At 71.4% G+C, this 19746-nt stretch carries 19 protein-coding genes; 6 read left to right on the forward strand and 13 right to left on the reverse strand.

The genetic code is table 11. From position 1 onward, the window contains the following. Positions 1-11: 11 nt before the first annotated feature. The 4 genes from ACFYPM_RS12225 to ACFYPM_RS12240 form a co-directional block, all read right to left on the reverse strand. On the reverse strand, positions 12-1286 hold the full coding sequence (locus ACFYPM_RS12225; RefSeq protein WP_387194668.1) for an FAD-dependent oxidoreductase: 1275 nt from the start codon (positions 1284-1286) through the stop codon (positions 12-14). Continuing rightward, positions 1279-1842 (reverse strand): TetR/AcrR family transcriptional regulator, encoded by a 564-nt coding sequence (locus ACFYPM_RS12230; RefSeq protein ID WP_387194671.1) that lies wholly within the window; start codon positions 1840-1842, stop codon positions 1279-1281. Before ACFYPM_RS12230 ends, ACFYPM_RS12225 begins: the two co-directional genes overlap by 8 nt. Before the next feature lie 163 nt (positions 1843-2005). Then, complete coding sequence (locus tag ACFYPM_RS12235; protein ID WP_387194674.1) at positions 2006-3382, reverse strand: permease prefix domain 1-containing protein; 1377 nt, start codon at positions 3380-3382, stop codon at positions 2006-2008. After that, positions 3379-3744 (reverse strand): PadR family transcriptional regulator, encoded by a 366-nt coding sequence (locus ACFYPM_RS12240; RefSeq protein ID WP_387194677.1) that lies wholly within the window; start codon positions 3742-3744, stop codon positions 3379-3381. The genes ACFYPM_RS12235 and ACFYPM_RS12240 overlap by 4 nt, the downstream gene beginning before the upstream one ends. A 142-nt stretch (positions 3745-3886) precedes the next feature. On the opposite strand from ACFYPM_RS12240, the gene ACFYPM_RS12245 reads away from it, so the two are divergent. Beyond that, a complete protein-coding gene (locus ACFYPM_RS12245; RefSeq protein ID WP_357569861.1) occupies positions 3887-4174 on the forward strand; it encodes a hypothetical protein in 288 nt (95 codons plus the stop codon). A 127-nt stretch (positions 4175-4301) separates the two neighbouring features. Further along, the gene (locus ACFYPM_RS12250; protein WP_387194680.1) at positions 4302-5048 is read left to right on the forward strand and encodes a phosphotransferase family protein; all 747 of its coding nucleotides are present in this window, start codon (positions 4302-4304) and stop codon (positions 5046-5048) included. A gap of 39 nt (positions 5049-5087) precedes the next feature. On the opposite strand, the gene ACFYPM_RS12255 is transcribed toward ACFYPM_RS12250, so the two are convergent. The 3 genes from ACFYPM_RS12255 to ACFYPM_RS12265 form a co-directional block, all read right to left on the reverse strand. Next, positions 5088-6215 (reverse strand): zinc-binding dehydrogenase, encoded by a 1128-nt coding sequence (locus ACFYPM_RS12255; RefSeq protein ID WP_387194683.1) that lies wholly within the window; start codon positions 6213-6215, stop codon positions 5088-5090. After that, the gene (locus ACFYPM_RS12260; protein WP_387194686.1) at positions 6212-7666 is read right to left on the reverse strand and encodes an aldehyde dehydrogenase family protein; all 1455 of its coding nucleotides are present in this window, start codon (positions 7664-7666) and stop codon (positions 6212-6214) included. The genes ACFYPM_RS12255 and ACFYPM_RS12260 overlap by 4 nt, the downstream gene beginning before the upstream one ends. A gap of 116 nt (positions 7667-7782) precedes the next feature. Continuing rightward, entirely contained in the window at positions 7783-8439 is a 657-nt protein-coding gene (locus ACFYPM_RS12265) for a TetR/AcrR family transcriptional regulator C-terminal domain-containing protein (RefSeq protein ID WP_387194689.1), read from the reverse strand. A gap of 99 nt (positions 8440-8538) precedes the next feature. Here ACFYPM_RS12265 and ACFYPM_RS12270 point away from each other — a divergent pair, with 99 nt between their 5' ends. Beyond that, entirely contained in the window at positions 8539-9711 is a 1173-nt protein-coding gene (locus ACFYPM_RS12270; protein WP_387194691.1) for an acyl-CoA dehydrogenase family protein, read from the forward strand. A 6-nt stretch (positions 9712-9717) separates the two neighbouring features. On the opposite strand, the gene ACFYPM_RS12275 is transcribed toward ACFYPM_RS12270, so the two are convergent. The 5 genes from ACFYPM_RS12275 to ACFYPM_RS12295 all read right to left on the reverse strand — a co-directional run bounded on the left by ACFYPM_RS12275 (position 9718) and on the right by ACFYPM_RS12295 (position 16142). Then, a complete protein-coding gene (locus ACFYPM_RS12275; RefSeq protein ID WP_387194694.1) occupies positions 9718-10755 on the reverse strand; it encodes an aminotransferase class V-fold PLP-dependent enzyme in 1038 nt (345 codons plus the stop codon). A gap of 61 nt (positions 10756-10816) precedes the next feature. Continuing rightward, the gene (locus ACFYPM_RS12280) at positions 10817-11353 is read right to left on the reverse strand and encodes a SigE family RNA polymerase sigma factor (protein WP_387194697.1); all 537 of its coding nucleotides are present in this window, start codon (positions 11351-11353) and stop codon (positions 10817-10819) included. Further along, a complete protein-coding gene (locus ACFYPM_RS12285) occupies positions 11353-11964 on the reverse strand; it encodes a permease-like cell division protein FtsX (RefSeq protein ID WP_387194700.1) in 612 nt (203 codons plus the stop codon). Before ACFYPM_RS12285 ends, ACFYPM_RS12280 begins: the two co-directional genes overlap by 1 nt. Before the next feature lie 61 nt (positions 11965-12025). Continuing rightward, a complete protein-coding gene (locus ACFYPM_RS12290; RefSeq protein WP_387194703.1) occupies positions 12026-14230 on the reverse strand; it encodes an FUSC family protein in 2205 nt (734 codons plus the stop codon). A gap of 85 nt (positions 14231-14315) precedes the next feature. After that, a complete protein-coding gene (locus tag ACFYPM_RS12295; RefSeq protein WP_387194705.1) occupies positions 14316-16142 on the reverse strand; it encodes an alpha-galactosidase in 1827 nt (608 codons plus the stop codon). Positions 16143-16422: 280 nt separating this feature from the next. On the opposite strand from ACFYPM_RS12295, the gene ACFYPM_RS12300 reads away from it, so the two are divergent. After that, positions 16423-16845, forward strand: a complete 423-nt coding sequence (locus tag ACFYPM_RS12300) for a hypothetical protein (RefSeq protein WP_387194708.1) — start codon at positions 16423-16425, stop codon at positions 16843-16845. Positions 16846-16859: 14 nt separating this feature from the next. Here ACFYPM_RS12300 and ACFYPM_RS12305 read toward each other — a convergent pair whose 3' ends face one another. Continuing rightward, a complete protein-coding gene (locus tag ACFYPM_RS12305) occupies positions 16860-17438 on the reverse strand; it encodes a helix-turn-helix transcriptional regulator (protein ID WP_387194711.1) in 579 nt (192 codons plus the stop codon). 53 nt (positions 17439-17491) lie between these two features. On the opposite strand from ACFYPM_RS12305, the gene ACFYPM_RS12310 reads away from it, so the two are divergent. Beyond that, positions 17492-18634 carry a serine hydrolase domain-containing protein gene (locus ACFYPM_RS12310; RefSeq protein ID WP_387194714.1) on the forward strand — a complete coding sequence of 381 codons (1143 nt, stop codon included), beginning with the start codon at positions 17492-17494 and terminating at the stop codon, positions 18632-18634. 112 nt (positions 18635-18746) lie between these two features. Beyond that, positions 18747-19742 (forward strand): helix-turn-helix domain-containing protein, encoded by a 996-nt coding sequence (locus ACFYPM_RS12315; protein ID WP_387194717.1) that lies wholly within the window; start codon positions 18747-18749, stop codon positions 19740-19742. Positions 19743-19746 lie beyond the last annotated feature (4 nt).

Raw genomic sequence — 19746 nt, forward strand, 5'->3', positions numbered from 1 at the left:
GGGTCGGCGCGTCAGCGCGCGCCGGCCCGCTCCCAGGGGCGGGGAGCGCTGACCTTGGCCCAGCTCGCGCCGAAGGTCATCCGGCGCAGCGGCGGCACGATGTCGCAGAGGCTGAACCAGCCACGGGTCAGGCCCACGTTCAGCGGGTTGCTCACCATGCCCTGGTGGAGGGTCCGCAGGGCCAGGTCGACGGCTTGGAATCCGTACTCGCGCATCTCGGTCTCGTACTCGCCGATGGCGTCGAGCAGCGGCAGCTGGCCGGTGCCGGCCAGGGACAACTGGCGGGTGAGCAGGGCGGAGTCGCGCAGTGCGGTGTTGGCGCCGTTACCGCCGGCCGGCGGCATGCCGTGCACGGCGTCGCCGAGCACGGTGACCCGTGCGGGCGCCCAGGGGGCCGGGCGGTCGGACGCCTGGAACGGAAACGCGCTCACGTCCCCTGGTGGACACTCGTCGATCAGTCGGCGGAGCGCGGGGTGCCAGTGCGTGATCAGCCCGGCGACGTAGGTCTTCAACTGTGTGCCGTCGAGGCGCTCCGGACGCGAGGGGAACAGTTCGTTGCGGCCGACGAACGCGCAGAGCAGATAGTCGTCCCCGACCGGCTGCTGGCGTTCGAACACGGAGGTGAACAGGAAGTACGGCGCACCGGTCAGGACGAGGTTCATGCCGTCCGCCAGCCGGGCGGGTAGCCAGGCTCTGGTGTCGTCGTTCAGCGGCAACTTGAGCCCGACGCCCACCGCGCCGGTGTCGCGCCGAGTGGCGGTCGGCAGGTACTGCGCCCGTACCCGGGAGTTGATCCCGTCGGCGCCGACCAGGACGTCGCAGCTGACGGACGTTCCGTCGGCGAAGTGCGCGGTGGGCCGACCGTCGGCGGCGAGCTCGTAGCGAACGAATGTCCTGTCGTAGTGGACGGCGTCGTCGAGTCCGTCGAGGAGGACGCCGCGAAGCGTCTGACGGTCGACCGGGTAGGCCCGTTCCGCGGGGTCGGGATCGTCGGGATGCATGAGCGCGTCCTCGACGAGGACGAGCGTGCGCAGGTCCGCGCCCAGGAAACCGAAGCCGCCACCGGGGCGGCCCGCGGTGTCCGTGAACGCCTGCCACTGTCGGTCGGGCAGGCAGGCACGCAGCGACCGGCTGCCCGCCGGGTTGATCGCGAGCCGGTAGCGGTCCACCCGGTCGTCGCGGCGCCGATCACGCTCGTACACGGCGGCGTTGAGGCCGTGTTTACGCAGACCCTGGGCGAGCGCGAGGCCGCCGATGCCGCCGCCGACGATGAGGACGTCAATCATGGGTGAGTCCTTCTGGTGAGAAGAGGTCGCACAGTTGGTTGACAACCGACTCGGCCTTGTCGGGACGCAGGCGGATGCCCTTGACGGTGGCGATCACCAGCTCGACGCTGGCGGCGACGTTGAGGTTCACCGACCAGACGTGGTGCGCGACGCCTTCGGTGAAGATCGCCGCGAGGGCGTCACGCCACCCCTGTTCGTCGCGCTCGATATCGACCCCGGTGGACGCGTCACGTCGAGCGCGAAGATCAAGCTCATCGAGTACGACGAACAACTCGGGCCGTTCCGCGACGGCGGTGGCGATCTCGCTGAGGTGTTGCCGCAACCGGGCGGCGGGTTCCAGATCGGTGTGCATCGTCGCCTCGAATTGGCTGGTCACGTGCTCGAGCACCGCGGCGATCAGATCGGCCTTGGTGCGGAAGTAGTGGTGCAGGGTGGAGTGGTCGATGCCTGCCGCGGCAGCGATCGGTCGCAGCCGGAACCCCTCGAAGCCGTTCTCGGCGATCGCCGAGAACGCCGCGTGCACCAGGGCCTGCCGGCGGTCGAGCTGTTCAGTCATCACCCATCCTCAACCAAGCGGTTGGTTGATAGTTCAGCAGCTGTGTGAGCCCTTGTCAACCACCTGGTTGGTGGGCATCGCCCGGCCTGGGGCAGTGGGCACAGCCGCCCCCCGGGGTAACCGTCGGTTACCTCCGAGGGGCGGATGCGGTAGCGGGTGACAGTTAGGCGTAGCTGAACAACGGGGGAAAGACGAGGACCACGATCCAGGCCCACGCCGCGTAGACCGGCAGGTAGCCGGTCTGCCAGCGTTCGAGGGTGGTGAACGGCGTGCGCCGGCGGATGAAGGTCAGCAGGAGCCACGCCGCCCACGCGAGGTTGACCAGCAGGATCACGTTCTCGCCGAGCGCGGCCGCCCGGTTGGGCGTGCTGCCGTACTCGTCGGTGATGCGCCCGGTGATCTCCAACAGCACCAGTACGTCAATGGCCAACGCACTGACCACGAGCGCGAGTTGAAGTTTGTCGAACGCTCCGGCAGGGGCCAGCGGATCACGGGCCGAGAGTGAGTAGAGCAGCAGCCCCAGCACCACGACCAGCAGAAGGTCGAACAGGATCAGCGCCTCGCGCTCGACGTCGATGCCGTGGCTGGTCCAGACCACCGCGACGAGGAAGGCGAGCAGGGCGGCCGTGAAGAGCGGCGTGAACAGTCGGGTGAGGACCGGCGCGATGTTCTCCACGACACCCTGTTTGGCCTCGACCAGCCACCCGGCCACCACGACCGCGGCCGCCGCGCCGCAGGGCAGGAGCCACTGCGAGACGAACGCCTCCGGGGCGATACCGATGGCCGCGAAGGTGTTGAACAGGAACGCGGCGAGCACGCCGCCGCCGAGGGCCATCAGCACGAAGTAGATGAACCACTCGCCGGTGAAGCGGATGAAGTCCATGCGTCGACGCGACGAGCGCCAGTCGTCGGCGACGTAGGCCAGACCGACCACGAGCCAGAGAGCGATGGGCAGGTGGACGCCGGTGACGACCACGGACTGCGAGTCGTCCGGCAGGGGGTAGACGTTGGCCGCCGCGACGCCGAGCGCGAACAGCGCCACCAGCACCGCGAGCACCGCCGGCCGGGCCTGCCGGCGCCAGGCCAGGAACCCCGCCAGCCAGGGCAGCGCGAACAGGGTGGCGTTGCGCGCGTAGAACGAGCCGTCGTCGTCGAGGCTCAACCCGAACAGCGCGGGTGCCTTGACGGACACCACCGCACCCGCCGCGCAGCCGAGCATGACCCACAGGTCCCGGCGGGAGCGCGTGCCGGCGACCGGACCGTCGGAGTCGCCGGTCAGCACCAACTGCTTCCATAGACGTTCCGAATGTTCCCGGGCGAACTCGCGGGAGAGGTCGTCGAGGCTGCCCATCCGTTTCACCGCGACCAGGAACGCCTCGTCCGGGCTCAGGCCGGCGGTGACGAGCTCGTCGACGGAGCCGCGAAGGTGGTCTTCCAGCTCGTCCGCGTCCACCGCCTGCAACTCCCTGCGGCGCAGCACGTACCGGCGCCACTGCGCGAACTGCTCTTCCAGCTCCTCCGGCCCGTCGTGCGTCGTCATGCGGGACCCTCCAGCGGGTACGCCGCCAGTGGCGCCCGGTCGTGCCAGATCTCCTTGAGCGCGCCCACGACGGTGTCCCACTGCCGGCGCTGCTCGGCCAGCTCGGCCAGGCCCCGGTCGGTGATGCGGTAGTACTTGCGCCTGCGCTCACCGGCGACCGCCTGCCAGCTCGACTCCAGATAGGCGAGGCGCTCGAGCCGGTGCAGCAGCGGGTACAACAGCCCCTCGGTCCAGTCCAGCTCACCCCCGGACAGCTCGTTGATCCGCCGGAGGATGGCGTATCCGTAGCTCTCACCCTCGGCCAGGATGCCGAGCACCATCGGTGTCGCCGAGGCGGCGACCAGATCCTTGGCGACCTTCATGAAGCCTCCCACCCCTAACCCTAGAAGTACGATGCATTGTACTGCTAGGTATTGCTCCAGCCGCAAGGGGCGGCGACCGAATCGCCGTCCCGGGCAGCGGTGGTGCCGCGAATGGGCGCCGTCCGGGTTAGCCTTGGCGCATATGGCTACCTTTCGCAGCGCCTCAGTGCTCCTTTCCTCCGACGGCACCCGGACCCCCGGCACCGCCGCGCTCTTCGCCGAGCCGGCCCGTAGGGGCGGTATCGCACCCTGGGCGGGCGACTTCCGCCCCGCCAACAGCGCCGGCAACGGCCCCAAGAACGCGATCGGAAAGACCTTCACCCTGGAGTTGCCCGACGGCAGCACCGGCAAAGTCGTGGTCCAGGGCCTCAAGAGCGGCAAGGGTGGCGTCGTGCTGGCGCTGATGGGCGAGGACGCCCCACCCTTCTGATCTGTCGCCCGGCCTTCGTCGCCCGGGCGCCCGGGGTTGGCCCGTTCGGAGCCAGCCCAGAGCGCCGGGCCAGGCACGCCCCTCGTCGCCGACAAACCCCTGGGACACCGGTGGTCGGGTGGCGATAATGCCTGCTGTGCAGGAAGTCGAAGTCGTCGTCGCCCATCGCGAACGCGCGACCCTGCGCGTCGGCGACACGTTCCTGAAGATCGACGCCGATCCGGTACGCGCCGACGTCGAGGTCGAGGCGATGGCGATCGCACCGGTCCCAACTCCCGAGGTCCGCTGGCACCGGCCGCCGGTACTCGCGCTCGCCGCCCTGCCCGGAACCGCGCTCGGTCGCCTGGGTACGCCGTCGACCGCGTCGCCGGCGGCCTGGGCCGCGGCCGGCGCCGCCGCTCGTACGCTGCACGACGCGCCGCTGCCGCCCTGGCCCGGCCGCAGCCGCGACGAGTTGGCCGGGCAGCTCGACGGCGAGTGCGAGTGGCTCGTCAGCAACGCCGTTCTTCCCACCGACCTGGTCACCCGCAACCGCCACGTCGCCGAGGCCGCGCTCCGGCCGTGGACGCCGGTGTTCACCCACGGCGACCTACAGATCGCCCACGTGTTCGTTGACGGCGACGAGATCACCGGCGTGCTCGACTGGTCCGAGGCGTGCCGGGGCGATGCCCTCTTCGACCTCGCCACGTTGACGCTCGGGCACGAGGAGCGCCTCGACGACGTCGTCACCGGCTACGGCGTCGACGTCGACGCCGACGTGATCCGGGCGTGGTGGTCGTTGCGCAGCCTGCTGGCGATCCGCTGGCTCGTCCAGCACGGCTTCGACCCCTCGTCGCCAGGCTGCGAGGTCGACGTGCTGCGGGCGCGGATGTGACACGCGTCCGGGTGAACGGCGGTGGCCGACCCACTCGGCTCAGTCCAGGGTGACCACCCAGCGAGCGCCCTCGCCTCGCGCCAGTCGGGCGAACGCCGTGGGGGCGTCGTCCAGCGGGACTGTGCCGCTGACCAGCACGCGCAGATCCAGCGCACCGTCGGCCAGCTTGGCCGCCAGCGCCGGCACCTCCCGCTCCGGGTCGGACGAGCCGTACACCGAGGAGCGCAGAGTACGGGCGGAGTGGAAGATGTCGAGCGCGCCGAGGCTGACCATGTCGTCCTTGGCGCCCATGCCGACCACTGTCACCACTCCCCCGCGCCGGGTCAGCCGCCAGGCGGCGCGGATGGTGGCGGCGCGGCCGACGCACTCGAAGGCGTGGTCGACGCCCCGGCCCTCGGTGCGCGCCCGTACCTCCTTGGAGAGCCGGTCGTCGGAGAGCAGGAAGTCGGTCGCCCCGGCGGCGAGCGCCAGGTCCCGTTTGGCCTCGGCGACGTCGACCGCGAGGATCGTCGTGGCGCCGGCCTGGCGGGCGGCGCTGAGCACGGCGAGCCCGACCCCGCCGAGCCCGATCACCGCAACCGACTGGCCGGGCGCGACCCGGGCGGTGTTGTGGACCGCGCCGACACCGGTGAGCACCGCGCAGCCGAGCAACGCGGCCCGCTCCGGCGGCAGGCCCGCCGGGATCGGGATGACGGCGTTCTCGGGCACCACCACCGCTTCGGCGAGCGCGCCGAGGCCGAGGGTGAGGTGCAGGGGGACGCCGTCCTCGGTCTCGCCGCGCGGCACGGTCGGGGCGGTGGTGTCGGCGCAGAGCCACGGCTCGCCGTTGCGGCACCACCAGCAGGCCCGACAGGCCGGCGCCCAGTTGAGCACCACCGGGGTGCCGACCCGCAGGGCGCTGCCCGGCCCGACCTCGGCGATGAGGCCGGTCGCCTCGTGCCCGAGCGCCAGCGGGAACCTCGCGGCGATGGTGCCGTTCACCATGGACAGGTCGGAGTGGCAGACGCCGGCGGCTCGGATCGTCACCCGCACCTCGCCCGGACCGGGCGCGGGCAGGCGTATCCGCTCGACGCGCAGCTCGGCGCCGGCCCCGCGCGCGACAAGCGCGCGGACGATGACCGGCTCGCCGCGGCCCGGCGCGGCCGGGGACGGCTCGGCGGCGCTCATCGCTGGATCGCCTTCAGCTCGCAGAACTCGGCGAGCCCGTGTACGCCCAACTCTCGGCCCAGGCCGGACTGCTTGTAGCCGCCGAACGGGGCGAGCGGATTGAACGGGGCGCCGTTGATGTCGACCGCGCCGGTCCGCAGCCGCCGGGCCACCGCGAGCGCCGCCGCGGTGTCGGCGGACCAGACCGCGCCGGCCAGCCCGTAGCGCGAGTTGTTGGCGATGGCGACCGCCTCGTCGGTGTCGTCGAACGCCAGGACGGCGAGGACCGGGCCGAAGACCTCCTCCTGGGCGAGCGCGCTGTCGGGGTGCACGTCGGCGAAGACGGTCGGGGCGACGAAGTGCCCCTGGGCCGGCACCGGAGCGTCCGGGCCGCCGGCGACCAGCCGGGCGCCGTCGGCGAGAGCCCGGTCGACGTGAGCACGGACCCGCTCGACCTGGACGGCGGAGACCAGCGGGCCGAGCCGCGTGGCCGGATCGAACGGATCACCGAGCCGGTAGCCGGCCACCGCCGCGGCGACCAGGTCGAGTGCTTCGGCGTACCGGTCGCGGTGCACCAGCATCCGGGTCCACGCGGTGCAGGTCTGCCCGGAGTTGAGCAGGGCGTTGCCGACGCCCACCTTGACCGCACCGGCCAGGTCGGCGTCGCGGAGGATCACGTTCGCGGACTTGCCGCCCAGCTCCAGCGCGACCCGGGCGATCCGGTCGGCGGCGAGGCGCATGATCCGCGCGCCGGTGGCGGTGGAGCCGGTGAACGAGACCAGGTCGACGTCGGGGTGCCCGGCCAGGGCCTCGCCGACCACCGCTCCGGTGCCGGGGACCAGGTTGAGGACCCCCGGCGGCAGGCTGGCCTCGGTGACGGCGTCGAACAGCAGGTACGCGGTCAACGGGGTCAACTCGCTGGGCTTGAGGACCACCGTGCAGCCGGCGGCCAGCGCGGGCGCCAGCTTGGCCAGCACCTGGTGCAGCGGGTAGTTCCACGGGGTGATCGCGCCGACCACGCCGACCGGCTCGCGGACGACGAGCGAGTTGCCGATGCTCTCCTCGACGGGTGGTCGGGCGGCGAGCGCGACGTGGTCACGCAGCACGGTCAGCGGCAGCCCGACCTGGACACGGGTGGCGAACCTGAGCGGCGAGCCCAGCTCCACGGCGATGGTGCGGGCGAGGTCGTCGGCGCGGGCGGCGAGCGCGGTGTGCAGCCGGTCGAGGTGGGCGGCACGCTCGCCGGGGGCGGTGGCCGCCCAGCCGGGGAAGGCGGCGCGGGCCGCGGCGACGGCGCGATCCACGTCGGCCGGGGTGCCGGCGGGCACCTGCCCGATCGGCTCGCCGGTGCTCGGATTCTCCACCTCGAGCAGGTCGGCGCCGGCGGGAGAGGTCCACTCGCCGCCGATGTGCAGGTGACGTCGGAGGCGCAGGGTGTCGGGCAGCTGCGACGGCGGAGCGGCGAGGTCCATGGCGTCCCTTCGGGGGTGGTCGACGGGCGATGGCGGCGGGGGTGGCGACGGAGTCGCGGCGGGCGGTGGCGACGGAGTCGCGGCGGGCGATGAAACTAGCGCTGGGAGTTTGGACGCTACCCGCTGGACCGCCCGGACTCCACCGTGCCGACGCTGCGGGCGTACTCGGCGGCCAGGCCGTGCAGCAACGCGTCCAGGCCGAGGGCGAAGGCGCCCTCGTCCACGCTCTGCTGGTGCTCGGCGAGCCGGTGCGCCTGCCGCAGGTGCGGGTAGTGCGCGGCGTACAGCTCGGGGTCCTCGACGAAGCCGCGGGCGAACGAACCGAGCGCCGACCCGGCCACGAAGTAGCGCAGGGCGGCGCCGATGTGGGTGGCGCGTGCCGGCGGCCAGCCGGCGCGTACCAGCCCGCCGTAGACGGCGTCGGCCATGGCGAGGGCGGCCGGTCGGCGGCCCGGCCCCTGCGCCAGGTACGGCACGATGTTCGGGTGCGCGGTGAGCGCCCGCCGGTACGACCAGGCCCAGTCGCGCAGCGCGGCGGCCCAGTCCCGGCTGGCGAAGCCGCTGGTGTCGACGGCGCCGGTGACCGTGTCGGCGACGGCGTCGAGGATCTCGTCCTTGGTGGCGAAGTGGTTGTAGAGCGAGGGGCCGCGGACGCCCAGCTCGGCGGCGAGCCGGCGGGTGGAGAAGGCGGGCAGGCCCTCGGCGTCGATGAGCGCGGTGGCGGTCTCGACGATCAGCTGCCGGGTGAGGCGGGGCTGGCGGGGTCGGGGCACTGCGCTCCTCGCGGGTCTCGGCGGTGGGGGTCTGGACGCGGCAAAACTTGCACCGCTAGTTTAATGGTGACCGGCAGCTCCGACGCCAGGAGGACCACCGTGGACTTTTCGCTGACCGACGAGGAGCGGGCGGTGCGGGACACCGTCCGGTCGTTCATAAGCCGCGAGGTGATGCCCCTGGAAGCCGAGGTGCTCCGCCGGGAGCGGGCGCACCAGCCGGGCCTGGACCACTCCGAGGTGCGCGAACTGCAACTCAAGGCCCGCAAGTTCGGCTTCTGGGGCCTGGCCACCCCCGAGGAGTACGGCGGCATGAACCTGCCGGCCGTACTCCAGTCGTTGATCTGGACGGAGCTGGGCCGCACGTTCGTGCCGTTCCGCTTCGGCGGGGAGGCCGACAACATCCTGTTCCACGCCACCGAGGAGCAGAAGCGGGAGTTCCTCCTCCCGACGATCGAGGGCGAGCGGCGCTCCTGCTTCGCGATCACCGAGCCGGGGGCCGGCTCGGACGCCGCGAACATCCGGCTCTCGGCGCGCCGCGACGGCGACGACTGGGTCCTGGACGGCGAGAAGACCTTCATCACCGGCGGGCACGACGCGGACTTCGCCATCGTGGTCGCGGTGACCGACCGGGACAAGGGCGCCCGCAACGGTGGGGCCACCGCCTTCCTGGTCGACCGGACGATGGGGTGGCGCTCGGAGTTCATCCAGACCATGGGCGAGGGCGGTCCCGCGTCGCTCATCTTCGACGGCGTCCGCGTGCCGCACCGCAACATCCTCGGCGAGATCGGGCAGGGCTTCACGCTGGGCATGGAGTGGATCGGCAAGGGCCGCTACACCATCCCGTCGCACGCCATCGGCATCGCCGAGCGGGTGCTGCAGATGGCCATCGACTACGCCAACACCCGGGAGACGTTCGGCGCGAAGATCGGCACCAACCAGGCCATCCAGTGGATGATCGCCGACTCGGAGACCGAGTTGGAGGCGGCCCGGTGGCTGGTGCTGCGTTCGGCGTGGACCGTCGATCAGGGCCTGGATCCCCGGCACGCGTCGTCGATGGGCAAGCTCTACGGCGCCGGCATGGTCAACCGGGTGGTCGACCGGGTGCTCCAGATCCACGGCGGCATGGGCTACACCCGGGAGTTGCCCATCGAGCGGTGGTACCGGCAGGTCCGGCTCTACCGGATCTTCGAGGGCACCGACGAGATGCAGCGGCTGATCATCTCCCGGGACCTGCTGCGCGGCTACACGAAGATCGGTGGTCACCTCGCCTGAGCGGAGTCACCCCGTCAACGCCTCCAACGCCGCGTCCACATCAGCCTCCGTGGAGTAGATGTGGAAGGACGCGCGGACCCGTCCGGCGCGGACCGCCGCCCGGATGCCGGCCGCCGCCAGGCGCTGCTCCGCGTCCGGCACGTCGACGCTGACGATGGCGCTCTCCCCCGGCGGCCGGCCAAGCCCGGTCAGGAACCGGTTGGCCAGCGCCACGTCGTGTGCCTGGATCGCCGGCACGCCGATCTCGGCGACCACCTCCAGCGCCGGCGCCGCGCCGACCCAGCTGAACCAGGCCGGGGAGATGTCGAACCGGCGGGCGTCGTCGGCCAGCCGCAGCGGCGGGCCGTAGTAGGAGGCGTGCGGGTCGCGGCCCGCGTACCAGCCGGCGGCGTCCGGGCGCAGCCGGTCACGCAACGCCGGGGCCAGGTAGGCGTACGCGGTGCCGCGCGGGTTCATCAGCCACTTGTAGCCACCGACGGCCACCACGTCGGCCCGGCTCCCGTCGAACGGCAGCCAGCCGCACGCCTGGGTCGCGTCCACCACCACCAACGCGCCGTGCGCGCGGGCCGCGGTCACGATCTCGTCGTACGCCGCCACCGTCCCGTCGGCCGACTGCACCAGGCTGAACGCGACCACGTCGGTGTCGGTGTCGATCGCGTCGACGAGGCCAGCCAGCGGCACCGTACGGACCTTGATCCCGCGCTCCTCCTGCACCAGCCACGGAAACAGGTTGGAGGTGAACTCGACCTCGGGGACCACCACCGTCGCCCCCGCCGGCAGGGCCGCCGCGACCGGCGCGAGGATCTGCGACACGGCCGCGCCGACCGCGACGTCAGCGGCCGGCACCCCGATCAGGGCGGCGAACGCGGTACGGGACCGGTGTACCGCCTCGCCCCAGCCCTCCCACGACGTGCGGCCGACGCGCCACGCGCCCAGGGCGTCCTGTAGTGCCGTCCACGCCGGCTCGGGCGGCAACCCGTAGGAGGCGGTGTTCAACCAGCCGGGCTCCGGCTGCCACAGCTTCTGCGCCTGCTCGATCTCCATCTCGCCGACGTTAGGCGAGGCGGCGTCGAACGGGCAGGACCAATCAGCGATCGGCGGCCTGTCAGATCCGGACGAAGTCCTGGCCGAGCACCGTCCGCAACCTGGTCAGTGCGCGGGCGTTCTGCGTCTTGACCACCGAGACGGAGACGCCGAGGGTGCTGGCGACTGCCTCGACGCTCTGGTCCTCCCAGTGCCGGAGCACGACGATGGCCTGGTCCCGAAGGGGCAGGGTGGCAAGCGCCCGAAGGAGGGTGACGTGCAACTCCGCGGTGTCGTCGAGCCGTCGGGGCGCCGCCTCGGGCAGCTCAGCCAGCACCAGCTCGGTGGCGCTACGCCGCTTCGCGTGGTCGAAGACGACGTTCATGAGCACCCGCCGGCTGTACGCGTCGAGGTTCGTGGTGTGCCGGATCCGGCTCCAGTTCGCGTACATCCTCGCGAAGGTGGTCTGGGTCAGGTCCTGCGCCAGGTGCCAGTCGCGGCACATCAGGTAGGCGGTCCGGCGCAGTCGCGGCGCGGTGGTCTCGACGAAGGCGGTGAACTCCGCCTGCCGGGCGGTCTGCTCGCGCCGTCGGCCCGCGCCCCAGCGGACATTTGCCATCAGTCGACCACCAACGCGCTCGCGCCGGCCGGGCAGTCGATGCCGATGATCTCGTCGACCCCGGGCAGGCGTTCGACCGGGACCCTCAGCTCGGCGAACTGCTCCCGCGCGGCGAGGGTGATCCGGTACGACTCCGGAAACTGACTGGCCTGGACGCTGGCGACGAGATCGGGCGCGTCCGCGTACATCTTCTGGAACGTCGCCAGCGCCTGCTCGCGACTCTCGAACACCACGGTCCGGATCGCCGGGTCCGCGTCCAGCGCACGTCTGACCTCGTCGCGCTGCTGATCGGTGACGTTGTCGTCGAGGAAGACCACAGCGTCGGTCACGGCCGTCCGGGCGGGAAACTCGCACACCTCGTTCACCAGCATTCCGAACGCCGCCGGCACGGTCGTCGGTGCCGGGGCCGAGCGTTGCGGCGGTGCTGCCACGTTCACCACCCCGACCGCCGCGATGGCGGCCACGGCTGCCGCGCCCGCCGTCACCAGGCGCTGCCGGCGTCGGCGCAGGCCGGTGCCGGCCGCCATCGCCGCGCCGGCCAGGTCGGTCGACGGCAGTGCGGGCTCGTCGTCGATCGCCCGGTCGAAGAGCATCCGCAGGTTCTGATCCATGATTCACTCCCGTGCTCCGGTGGACTCCCACACTCCATGACTGGTTGGGGCACCGGATCGGTCACATCGGGGCCGAATCGCCAGCCGGTGGGCGGATTCGGGCGAGGCTGGCCGCGAGGCCGGTGAGCCACCTGTCGACCTCCACGAGGTGCCGGACCGACCGCGGGTCCTTCCCGCCGAGCAGTGGACGGACCCGGTCCAGTTCGTCGGCGCAACCGCCGGTCCGGTCGGACGTCGGGTCCGCGGCCCGGTCGTGTGCCACCTCGCGAGCGACGTCGTCGTACGCCGAGCGCAGGTGCGCGGCGGAGTCCCGCAGCAGGGTCGCCGCCGCCGGCCAGTCGGCGAGACAGCCGGGCGGGTTACGGCGCAACAGCGACTCCGCGCCGGGCACCACGTGGTGCCCGGCGCTCAGGACGGCGTCCCAGTTCACCTGCTGTTGGTGCGGATGGTGCCGCTCCGAGTGGTACTGGCAGTACGACGAGTCGACGAGGATCATTCGGCGCCGGACCCGGTCGAGGGCACGGTCGGGAGCCGGAGCGTTACCGAGGATCGCCAGCACGGTCTGCTCGACGGCGTCCGCGCTGGCACCCAGATAGCCTGTCGCGTTGTGCCGCAGGTCGTGGCTCGCGCCGCGCGGCCACATCGCCACCCCGGCGAGCACGCCGATCACCGCGCCGAGCAGCACGTCGACGAGGCGGGTCTCGGCGAGCCGCCACCCTTCGGTGCTGAGCTGGGCGAAGACGACGGTCAGCAGCAGGGTGAACAGCGCCTGCTGCCACACCGGACCGAGCAGGCGACCGACGCCGAAGGCCAGCATCAGGGTGACCGGCAAAACGACGGCGTACACGATCGGCTTGTCGACGACGAGCATCAGCCCGCCGCTGACGACGGCACCGGCGATCGTGCCCAGCAGGGCCGGCCGCAGGGCGGTGCGGGTGTCGGCGGCCGAGGTACGCAGGACGGTCAGGGTGGCCAGCAGCACCCAGAAACCGTGGGTCAAATTCAGCACCCCGGCGGCGACCCGGGCGATGGTGAGCGCCACGGCCACCCGGAGAGAGCTGTGCAGGTGGGCTGAGCGGGGTGCCAGGTGGGAGCGGAACTGCCACCAGTACAGCCGCCACGGGCTGTGCCCCGCGTACGCGAAGAGCCCCGTCCGGGCGTCCTCGCCCTCGGGCCGCGACCCGGTGGCCACCCGGACGCCGACGGCGAAGACCCGGGTCTGGTCGGCGAGGGCCAGCGCCGTCGCGTCCCGGCACAACCGGGACACGTCCGGCGGGTGGCGGCCGTCGCCCTCTCCGGCGAGGTACGCCATCTCGGCCCGCCCGATCGCGGCGTCCAGGTCGTCGAGACCCACCACCGGGGCACCCGGTGTCAGGGTCCGGCCGGCGGCGCGGGTCGTGTCCGCGCACGAGCGCAGCAGACGCGCCGCCGCCGGGTCCCCACTCGGTGTGGGCGGCGCGTCCGCCACCAACCGGTCCGCCTCGGCGAGCGCCTCGCGGAGCGCGGACGCACAGATCCGCAACGCTCGATCCTGGGCGCCCGCCGCGCTCGGTGCCCACTCCGGTGGGTTGCGGCCCAGCGCGGTGGCGGCCACCAGGTCGTACGCGCGCTCGCGCCGCGGGTCCCGACCACCCGGACCGGCGTGCGGGTCGGTAAACCTCTCGGCGGCGACGTCGAGGAACGCCGCGACGCCGCCCGCCGCGACGGCGAGGCGCTGCCGGTAGGAGACCGGCACCGGATCGGGCCAGAGGAGCACCTCCGCCGCGGCGAGCAGCACGACGGCGAGCGTGACGCCGCCGAGTCGCTCCGGCAGGGTGCCCGGCTGGTACGGCGGGAAGGATGCCAGGATGTAGAAGAGTTGGAACGCGCTGGCCAACCCCACCAGGCGCGGGTTGCCCACCCCGGCGAACGCCACGACGAACCCGACGACAAGCATCCCGCCGGCCGCCGACCACGTGCTCCACGCCAACAACGAGCCGACGGCGATCAGCGCCCAGGCGGCCGGCAGTGCCGTGACGAGGATCCGCGCCCGTTGCGGCGCCGGCCCGGGCAACTGCGCGAACGACCCGGCGGCGATCGTGCCGAACAGGCCGTAGGTGGCGAGCACCGAGCTGCCCGCGCCGTAGCGGCAGCCGTAGAAGACGACGGACGCGACGAGTGTCAGGCGTGCCGCCCGCCGCAGGACGGCATCGCCCGGGTCACGGCGGCAGAGCCGGCCGAGGACGCCGCTTGCCCGTACGCCTGCTCCCCCGGTTCGTCGCGGCACCCCTCATTCTCGCTCCGGACCTGCTGGTGGCGGCGGGTTTCGCGGACCATTCCCCGCGAGGTGGCGGGCACGCCGCCGCTGAGCGCTACACGGTGGTGCGTCGCCATTGTTGGCTGGTGCCGGTGCCGCAGGTCCACTGCACGGTCTGGGCGCCGTCCGCGGTGGCGGCGTTCAGCACGTCCAGGCACTTCCCGCTGTGGCGGGCGACGAGCCGGACGTAGCCGGTGCCGAGGTCCTCGACGCGCCACTGCTGGTTGGTGCCGCCGTTGCACGCCCACTGGATGACCCGGACGCCGTCGGCGGTGGCACTCGCGCCGCCGTACACGTCGAGGCACTTGCCGCTGCTGACGCCTGTCACCGTGGCGTAGCCGCCACCGGTGTCGGAGAACCGCCACCGCTGGTTGGCCTGCCCGTTCGCGCCCCACTGCACGACGTTCGCGCCGTCCGAGGTGGACGCGTTGAAGACGTCGAGGAGCTTGCCGCTGTGCCGCGCGGCCACGGTGTAGGTGGTCGGCGTGGGGGTCGTGGTCAGCGGCGCCAGTCGGTACAGGCCGCTGCCGTGGGCGGGAATCGACCGGGTGAGCGTGCCGGTGGCGGTGCCGAGGCCGGTGCCGGACCACAGGTCGGTGACGGTGGCGGAGCCGATGCCCAGGTCGGCCAGGTTCACCGAGACGTTCGCGGTGGCGCTCTCGCGGTTGAACAGGGCCACGTACCGGTGGTCGGTGCCCGGCACGTCGGCGGTCCACACCTGCCGGGTGCCACCGACGAGCTGCCGGTTGTTGGCGCTGTTCTGGTCGACGGCGAGCACCGCCGCGTTCGTCATCAGCGCCAACTCGGCGGCGCGGTTCTCGACCAGGTTGCCGCCCCACATCAGCGGCGCCCGGTTGATCGCCCACAGGGTCATCAGCGTGCGCTGCTCATCGGCGGTGAGCGCGGAGTAGCGAGGTGAGCCGACCGGGCCGTACTTCGACAGCCGCCCGATCGGGATCATGTCCGGATCGGGCCAGGCACCAGTCGTCCGGTACGGCGTCCAGTTGCGCAGCTGGTCGAAGAGCGCGTCGAGCGACGACCAGTTGTCCCACAGGTCGTTGACGATCCGCCACATGTGCGCGTTGTCCCGCACGTGCCCGCCGCTGGCCAGCGGCGTCGCGCCGGGCGAGAGGCTCAGCACCATCGGCCGACCGCTGCGCTGGATCGCTGTCCGGTACCCCTCGACCTCGGACTGCCGGTACGTCGGGGCCGCGATGTCGTCCACCTTCACGTAGTCGACACCCCAACTGGCCAGAAGCTGGAACACCGAGTCCAGGTACGCCTGCGCGCAGGCGTTGGACATGTTCAGGCCCCACATCAGGTTGAGCCAGGCCGCGGTGGTGCTGTTGTTGATCTGGTTGGCTCGGCAGTTGGTGCCGAGGATGGGCACGTTGTCGGCCACCGCCTGCCGGGGGATGCCGCGCATCAGGTGGACGCCGAACTTCAACCCCTGCGCGTGCACGTAGTCGGCGAGGGGCTTGAACCCGTTGTCGCCCGCCGCCGAGGGGAACCGCGTGGTGTCCGGCAGCAGCCGCCCGTTGGCGTCCATCCGCAGCCGGGGGTTGAGGCTGGCGTCCTGGTTGGGGCTGTTGTTGTGCTGGCCCGGGTAGTACCAGGCCCAGTCGATGACGACGTACTGCCAACCGTGCTGACGCAGGTTGTCCCGCAGGTAGTCGGCGTTGGCCCGGACGTCGGACTCGGTGACGCGCCAGTTGAACGAGTCGTAGCTGTTCCAGCCCATCGGCGGGGTGTCCGCCGTGCCGTTGTCCCAGGCCGCGGCCGGTTTCGGGGAGATGACGCTGAGGCCGATGGCGAGCAGCACGACCAGAGCCGTGAGCCCGGCCATCCGGCCTGCGGTGGAACGCGCGAGGACGAGCGTCATCGGACCTCCCGACAGACAGTGGTGGTTGTCGATGTTAACGTTCACACCTCACCTGTCAAGTGCGGCGATGGTGAGCCGTGTGCCAACGCCGGATGAGCCCGCGCCGCCCGGCCAACGGACTCACGTCGGGCTCGCACTCTCGTCTGGTACGACGGGTCGCTCCGCGAACTCTGAGCGGACATCGACGCACTCACCCCACGGCTCAGACGTCCATGCGACGCGTCGTCGATGCCCCGAGTGCGGACGAGTCACGCCGAGCGAGAGTGGGTAGGCAGGACCCGTGACCTACTTCGCGGACCTGACGCCGTACACGTACCTGGAGCGGCGTGAGGACGAGCCAGGGTTAGCCGACGAGCCATGGCCGGACCTGCCGCTGCTCAACGTCGGCTGGCTGGACGCCGCGCATCCGTTCCCGACCGGCGCTTCCCCGGACGGGTTGATGCCGGCCCTGACGAAGCTGGCCACGGCGCGGGTCCGCCAGACACGCGGATACCACTTCTGCGAGATCTGCATCCGGGACATCGGCGAGGACGCCAGAGAAGCCGTTCGGCAGGGCCTGATCGCCCGCGAGAGCGCCGAGTTCCAGGTCCAGGGCGACGGCGTCGTGTACGCCGCACCTCAACTCCTGCCCCACTACGTCTCCGCCCACGAATACCTGCCACCGGCCGAGTTCTGCGCGGCGGCCCTGGACGCAGTGAGCTGACACGGGTCGGCGCGTCAGCCGAGGCGTTGGACGCGGACCTTCGGATGCTCGTCGCGCAGGTGGCCCTGAACGTGTCGGTTGGTGTGATCGCGGAACCAGTCGAGCGTGAAGCGGTGTGCGGCGATGCCGTAGTCGAGCGTTGCGCGCTGATGGGTGGCGAGGTCACGGTGCTCCTCGGCGACCTCCAGGTCTTTGAGGTGCGTGGCGAGGGCCGAGAGCCTGGCGAGGTCGTTCTCGATGCGGCCCGTGACCCTGCGGAGCGCCGGTACGCGTTCGTCTGGCTTCAGCAGACCGAGGAAGTAGAGCCGGGACAGCGCTGCGGTTTCCAGATCGGACCCGGTCAGCTCTCCTGTCATCCACGCGTGGAACTCCTGCCGGCCGGCGTCGGTGACGCGGTACACCTTCCGTCCCCGCCCGCCGGCTTCGGTGCTGGCCACCTCGATGAGCCCTCGGGTGAGCAGGGTGTCCAGCGCCCGTTTGATGCTTCCGGAACTTGCGCTGTAGAAGAGCGCGACGCCGGCCTCGAATCCCTTGATGAGGTCGTAGAAGCTTTGCGGGGTGATCAGGAGCAGACCAAGGATCACGTGGGCCATTGGCCGAGTCTAGGTCGTTGCCTCTCACAGACATGTCTAGTAGACATGTGTTGGTGAGATCGCCACCGACCACGATCACCGCTCAGGACAATCACGTTCCCGCCGGTGTCGACGCGCGGCTGACGGGCTTGCTGGAGAATCTCGTCGCGCACCGCGGCGTACACCACGTCAACCTCGCCGTCGCCAGCGGCGACGGGACGCTGCGCTGGTCGGCTGCCCGCGGGCCGGTCGGCACCCACGATCAACCGGTGCGTCCGGAGACCCCGTTCTTCATCGCCAGCGTCACCAAGCGGTTCATCATCGCGCTGGTGTTGCAGGCCCACGAGCGCGGTGAACTCGACCTGTCCGCGCCGATCACCAGCTACCTGCCGGCGGAGACGACCACTGGCCTGCATGTCCTCGGAGGAATCGACCGGACGTCGGCGATCACGGTGCGCCACCTCGCGAGTCACACGTCCGGCCTGCCCGACCACTTCGAGAGGCGTCGGGAAGGCCCCAGCCTGAATGAGCGCCTGGCCACCGGGCAGGATCTGGCCTGGACCTTCGAGGACACCGTGCGGACCACGCGCGAGCAGCAGCGCCCGCACTTCGCGCCGCAGGACCTCACTGCCGTACGGCAGAAGGCCCGCTACTCCGACACCGGCTTCCAGCTGCTGATCCGCATCATGGAGACGGTGACCGGTCGGTCGTTCGCGGACCTGCTGACCGAACGGATCCTCGGCCCGCTCGACCTGACGCACACCTGGCTTCCGGGGGATCCACCGCCACCTGCGGCGTCCGCACCGCCCTCGCGGCTCCACGCGAAGCAGCGCCGCGTGGAGGTGCCTTCGATGATCGGATCCTGCAACGACCTGTTCAGCACCACCGCCGATCTCCTCACCTTTCAGCGAGCGCTTCTTGGTGGAGCCCTCTTCCGGGACACCCGCTCAGCGGGGATGCTCACCGAGCGGCGCAACCGGCTGCGCAACATCCCCGTGCTCAGGTACGGGCTGGGCACCATGTTCTTCACTGTCGGTCGGCTCATGTCGTCGGGGCGCCGCCCGGTCACGCTCGTCGGCCACTCAGGAGTCACCGGGACGTGGCTCTTCCACTGTCCACAGCTCGACCTGCACCTGGTGGGCACCGTCGACCAGACCAGGGGCCAGGCCATCCCCTACCGGGTGATGGCCCGGTGTCTGGGCGCTCTACGAACATGAGGCGACGACGCCGCCGCGCCGAACCTGAGCCGGAGTTAGGGTGATCTTCTCATTCCGGTCGGCGGCGCTGTCGTCACCGGGTCGCCGACATCGACAGAATACGAGGTAGCCAGTGCTCACCGTAGGCTCGGCGGACACGATCTCCGTTCCCGCGAGTGAGCGATTCGGTTACTGGCACGACCTGGTGGCACGTGAGTCGGTCCCGATGCGGATCCACAGTGCCCACGCCGCAAACTTCCAGGCCCGGGCCGAGGTCATCAGTCTGGGTGAGATCGTCCTGTCGTCGTGGCGGTACCCGTCCCTGGACATGCAGCGGACCAGCACGTTCATCCGCCGCAGCGACCCGGAGATGTACGAGTTCGCGCTGCCGTTGTCCGGGCACGGCGGGGTGGAACAGGAGCGGCGGACCAACCTCTTCACGCCGGGGCGGTTCGCCGTCGTCGACACGTCACGACCGCACCAGTCGTCGCACCAGGGGCGGTCGCGGCACGAGGGTCTGTTGACCACCCTGACGATCCTCGTGCCGCACGGTCTCGTACCGCTGCATCCCAACAAGATCGCGCAGCTCCTCGCCACCGACATTCCTGCCACCGAGGGAATGGGCGCACTGCTCAGCAACTTCGTACACCAGGTGTTGGGCCACCCGGAGCAGTACCAGGAGCGCGACGTTCCGCTGCTGGGCATCGTCGCCCGGGACCTCGTCTCCGCGACGCTGGCCCAGCGCCTGGACCTCACCGAAGCCCTGCCGACCGAGGTACGCGGGCATAGCCTGCGCGTGCGCGTCAAGGCGTTCATCGACGAGCACCTCGGCGACCCGGACCTCTCCCCAGGCACGGTGGCGGCCGCGCACCATGTCTCGCTCCGGAGCCTGCACCGGGCGTTCGAGGCCGAGGACCAGACAGTCGCCGAGATCATCCGGACGAGGCGCCTGGACCGGTGCGCGCGCGACCTGCGCGATCCCCTGCACCGCCGGTGGCCCATCCACACCATCGCCGCCCGCTGGGGCTTTCCCTCCCAGGCCCACTTCAGCAGGGTGTTCACCGCCGCCTTCGGCATGTCTGCGCGAGCGTTCCGCAACTCCCCCTCAGCGCCTGATCGGCGTCGCTGACGAG

The organism is Micromonospora sp. NPDC005203, from assembly GCF_042872705.1.
In the GTDB taxonomy this organism is placed as follows: domain Bacteria; phylum Actinomycetota; class Actinomycetes; order Mycobacteriales; family Micromonosporaceae; genus Micromonospora.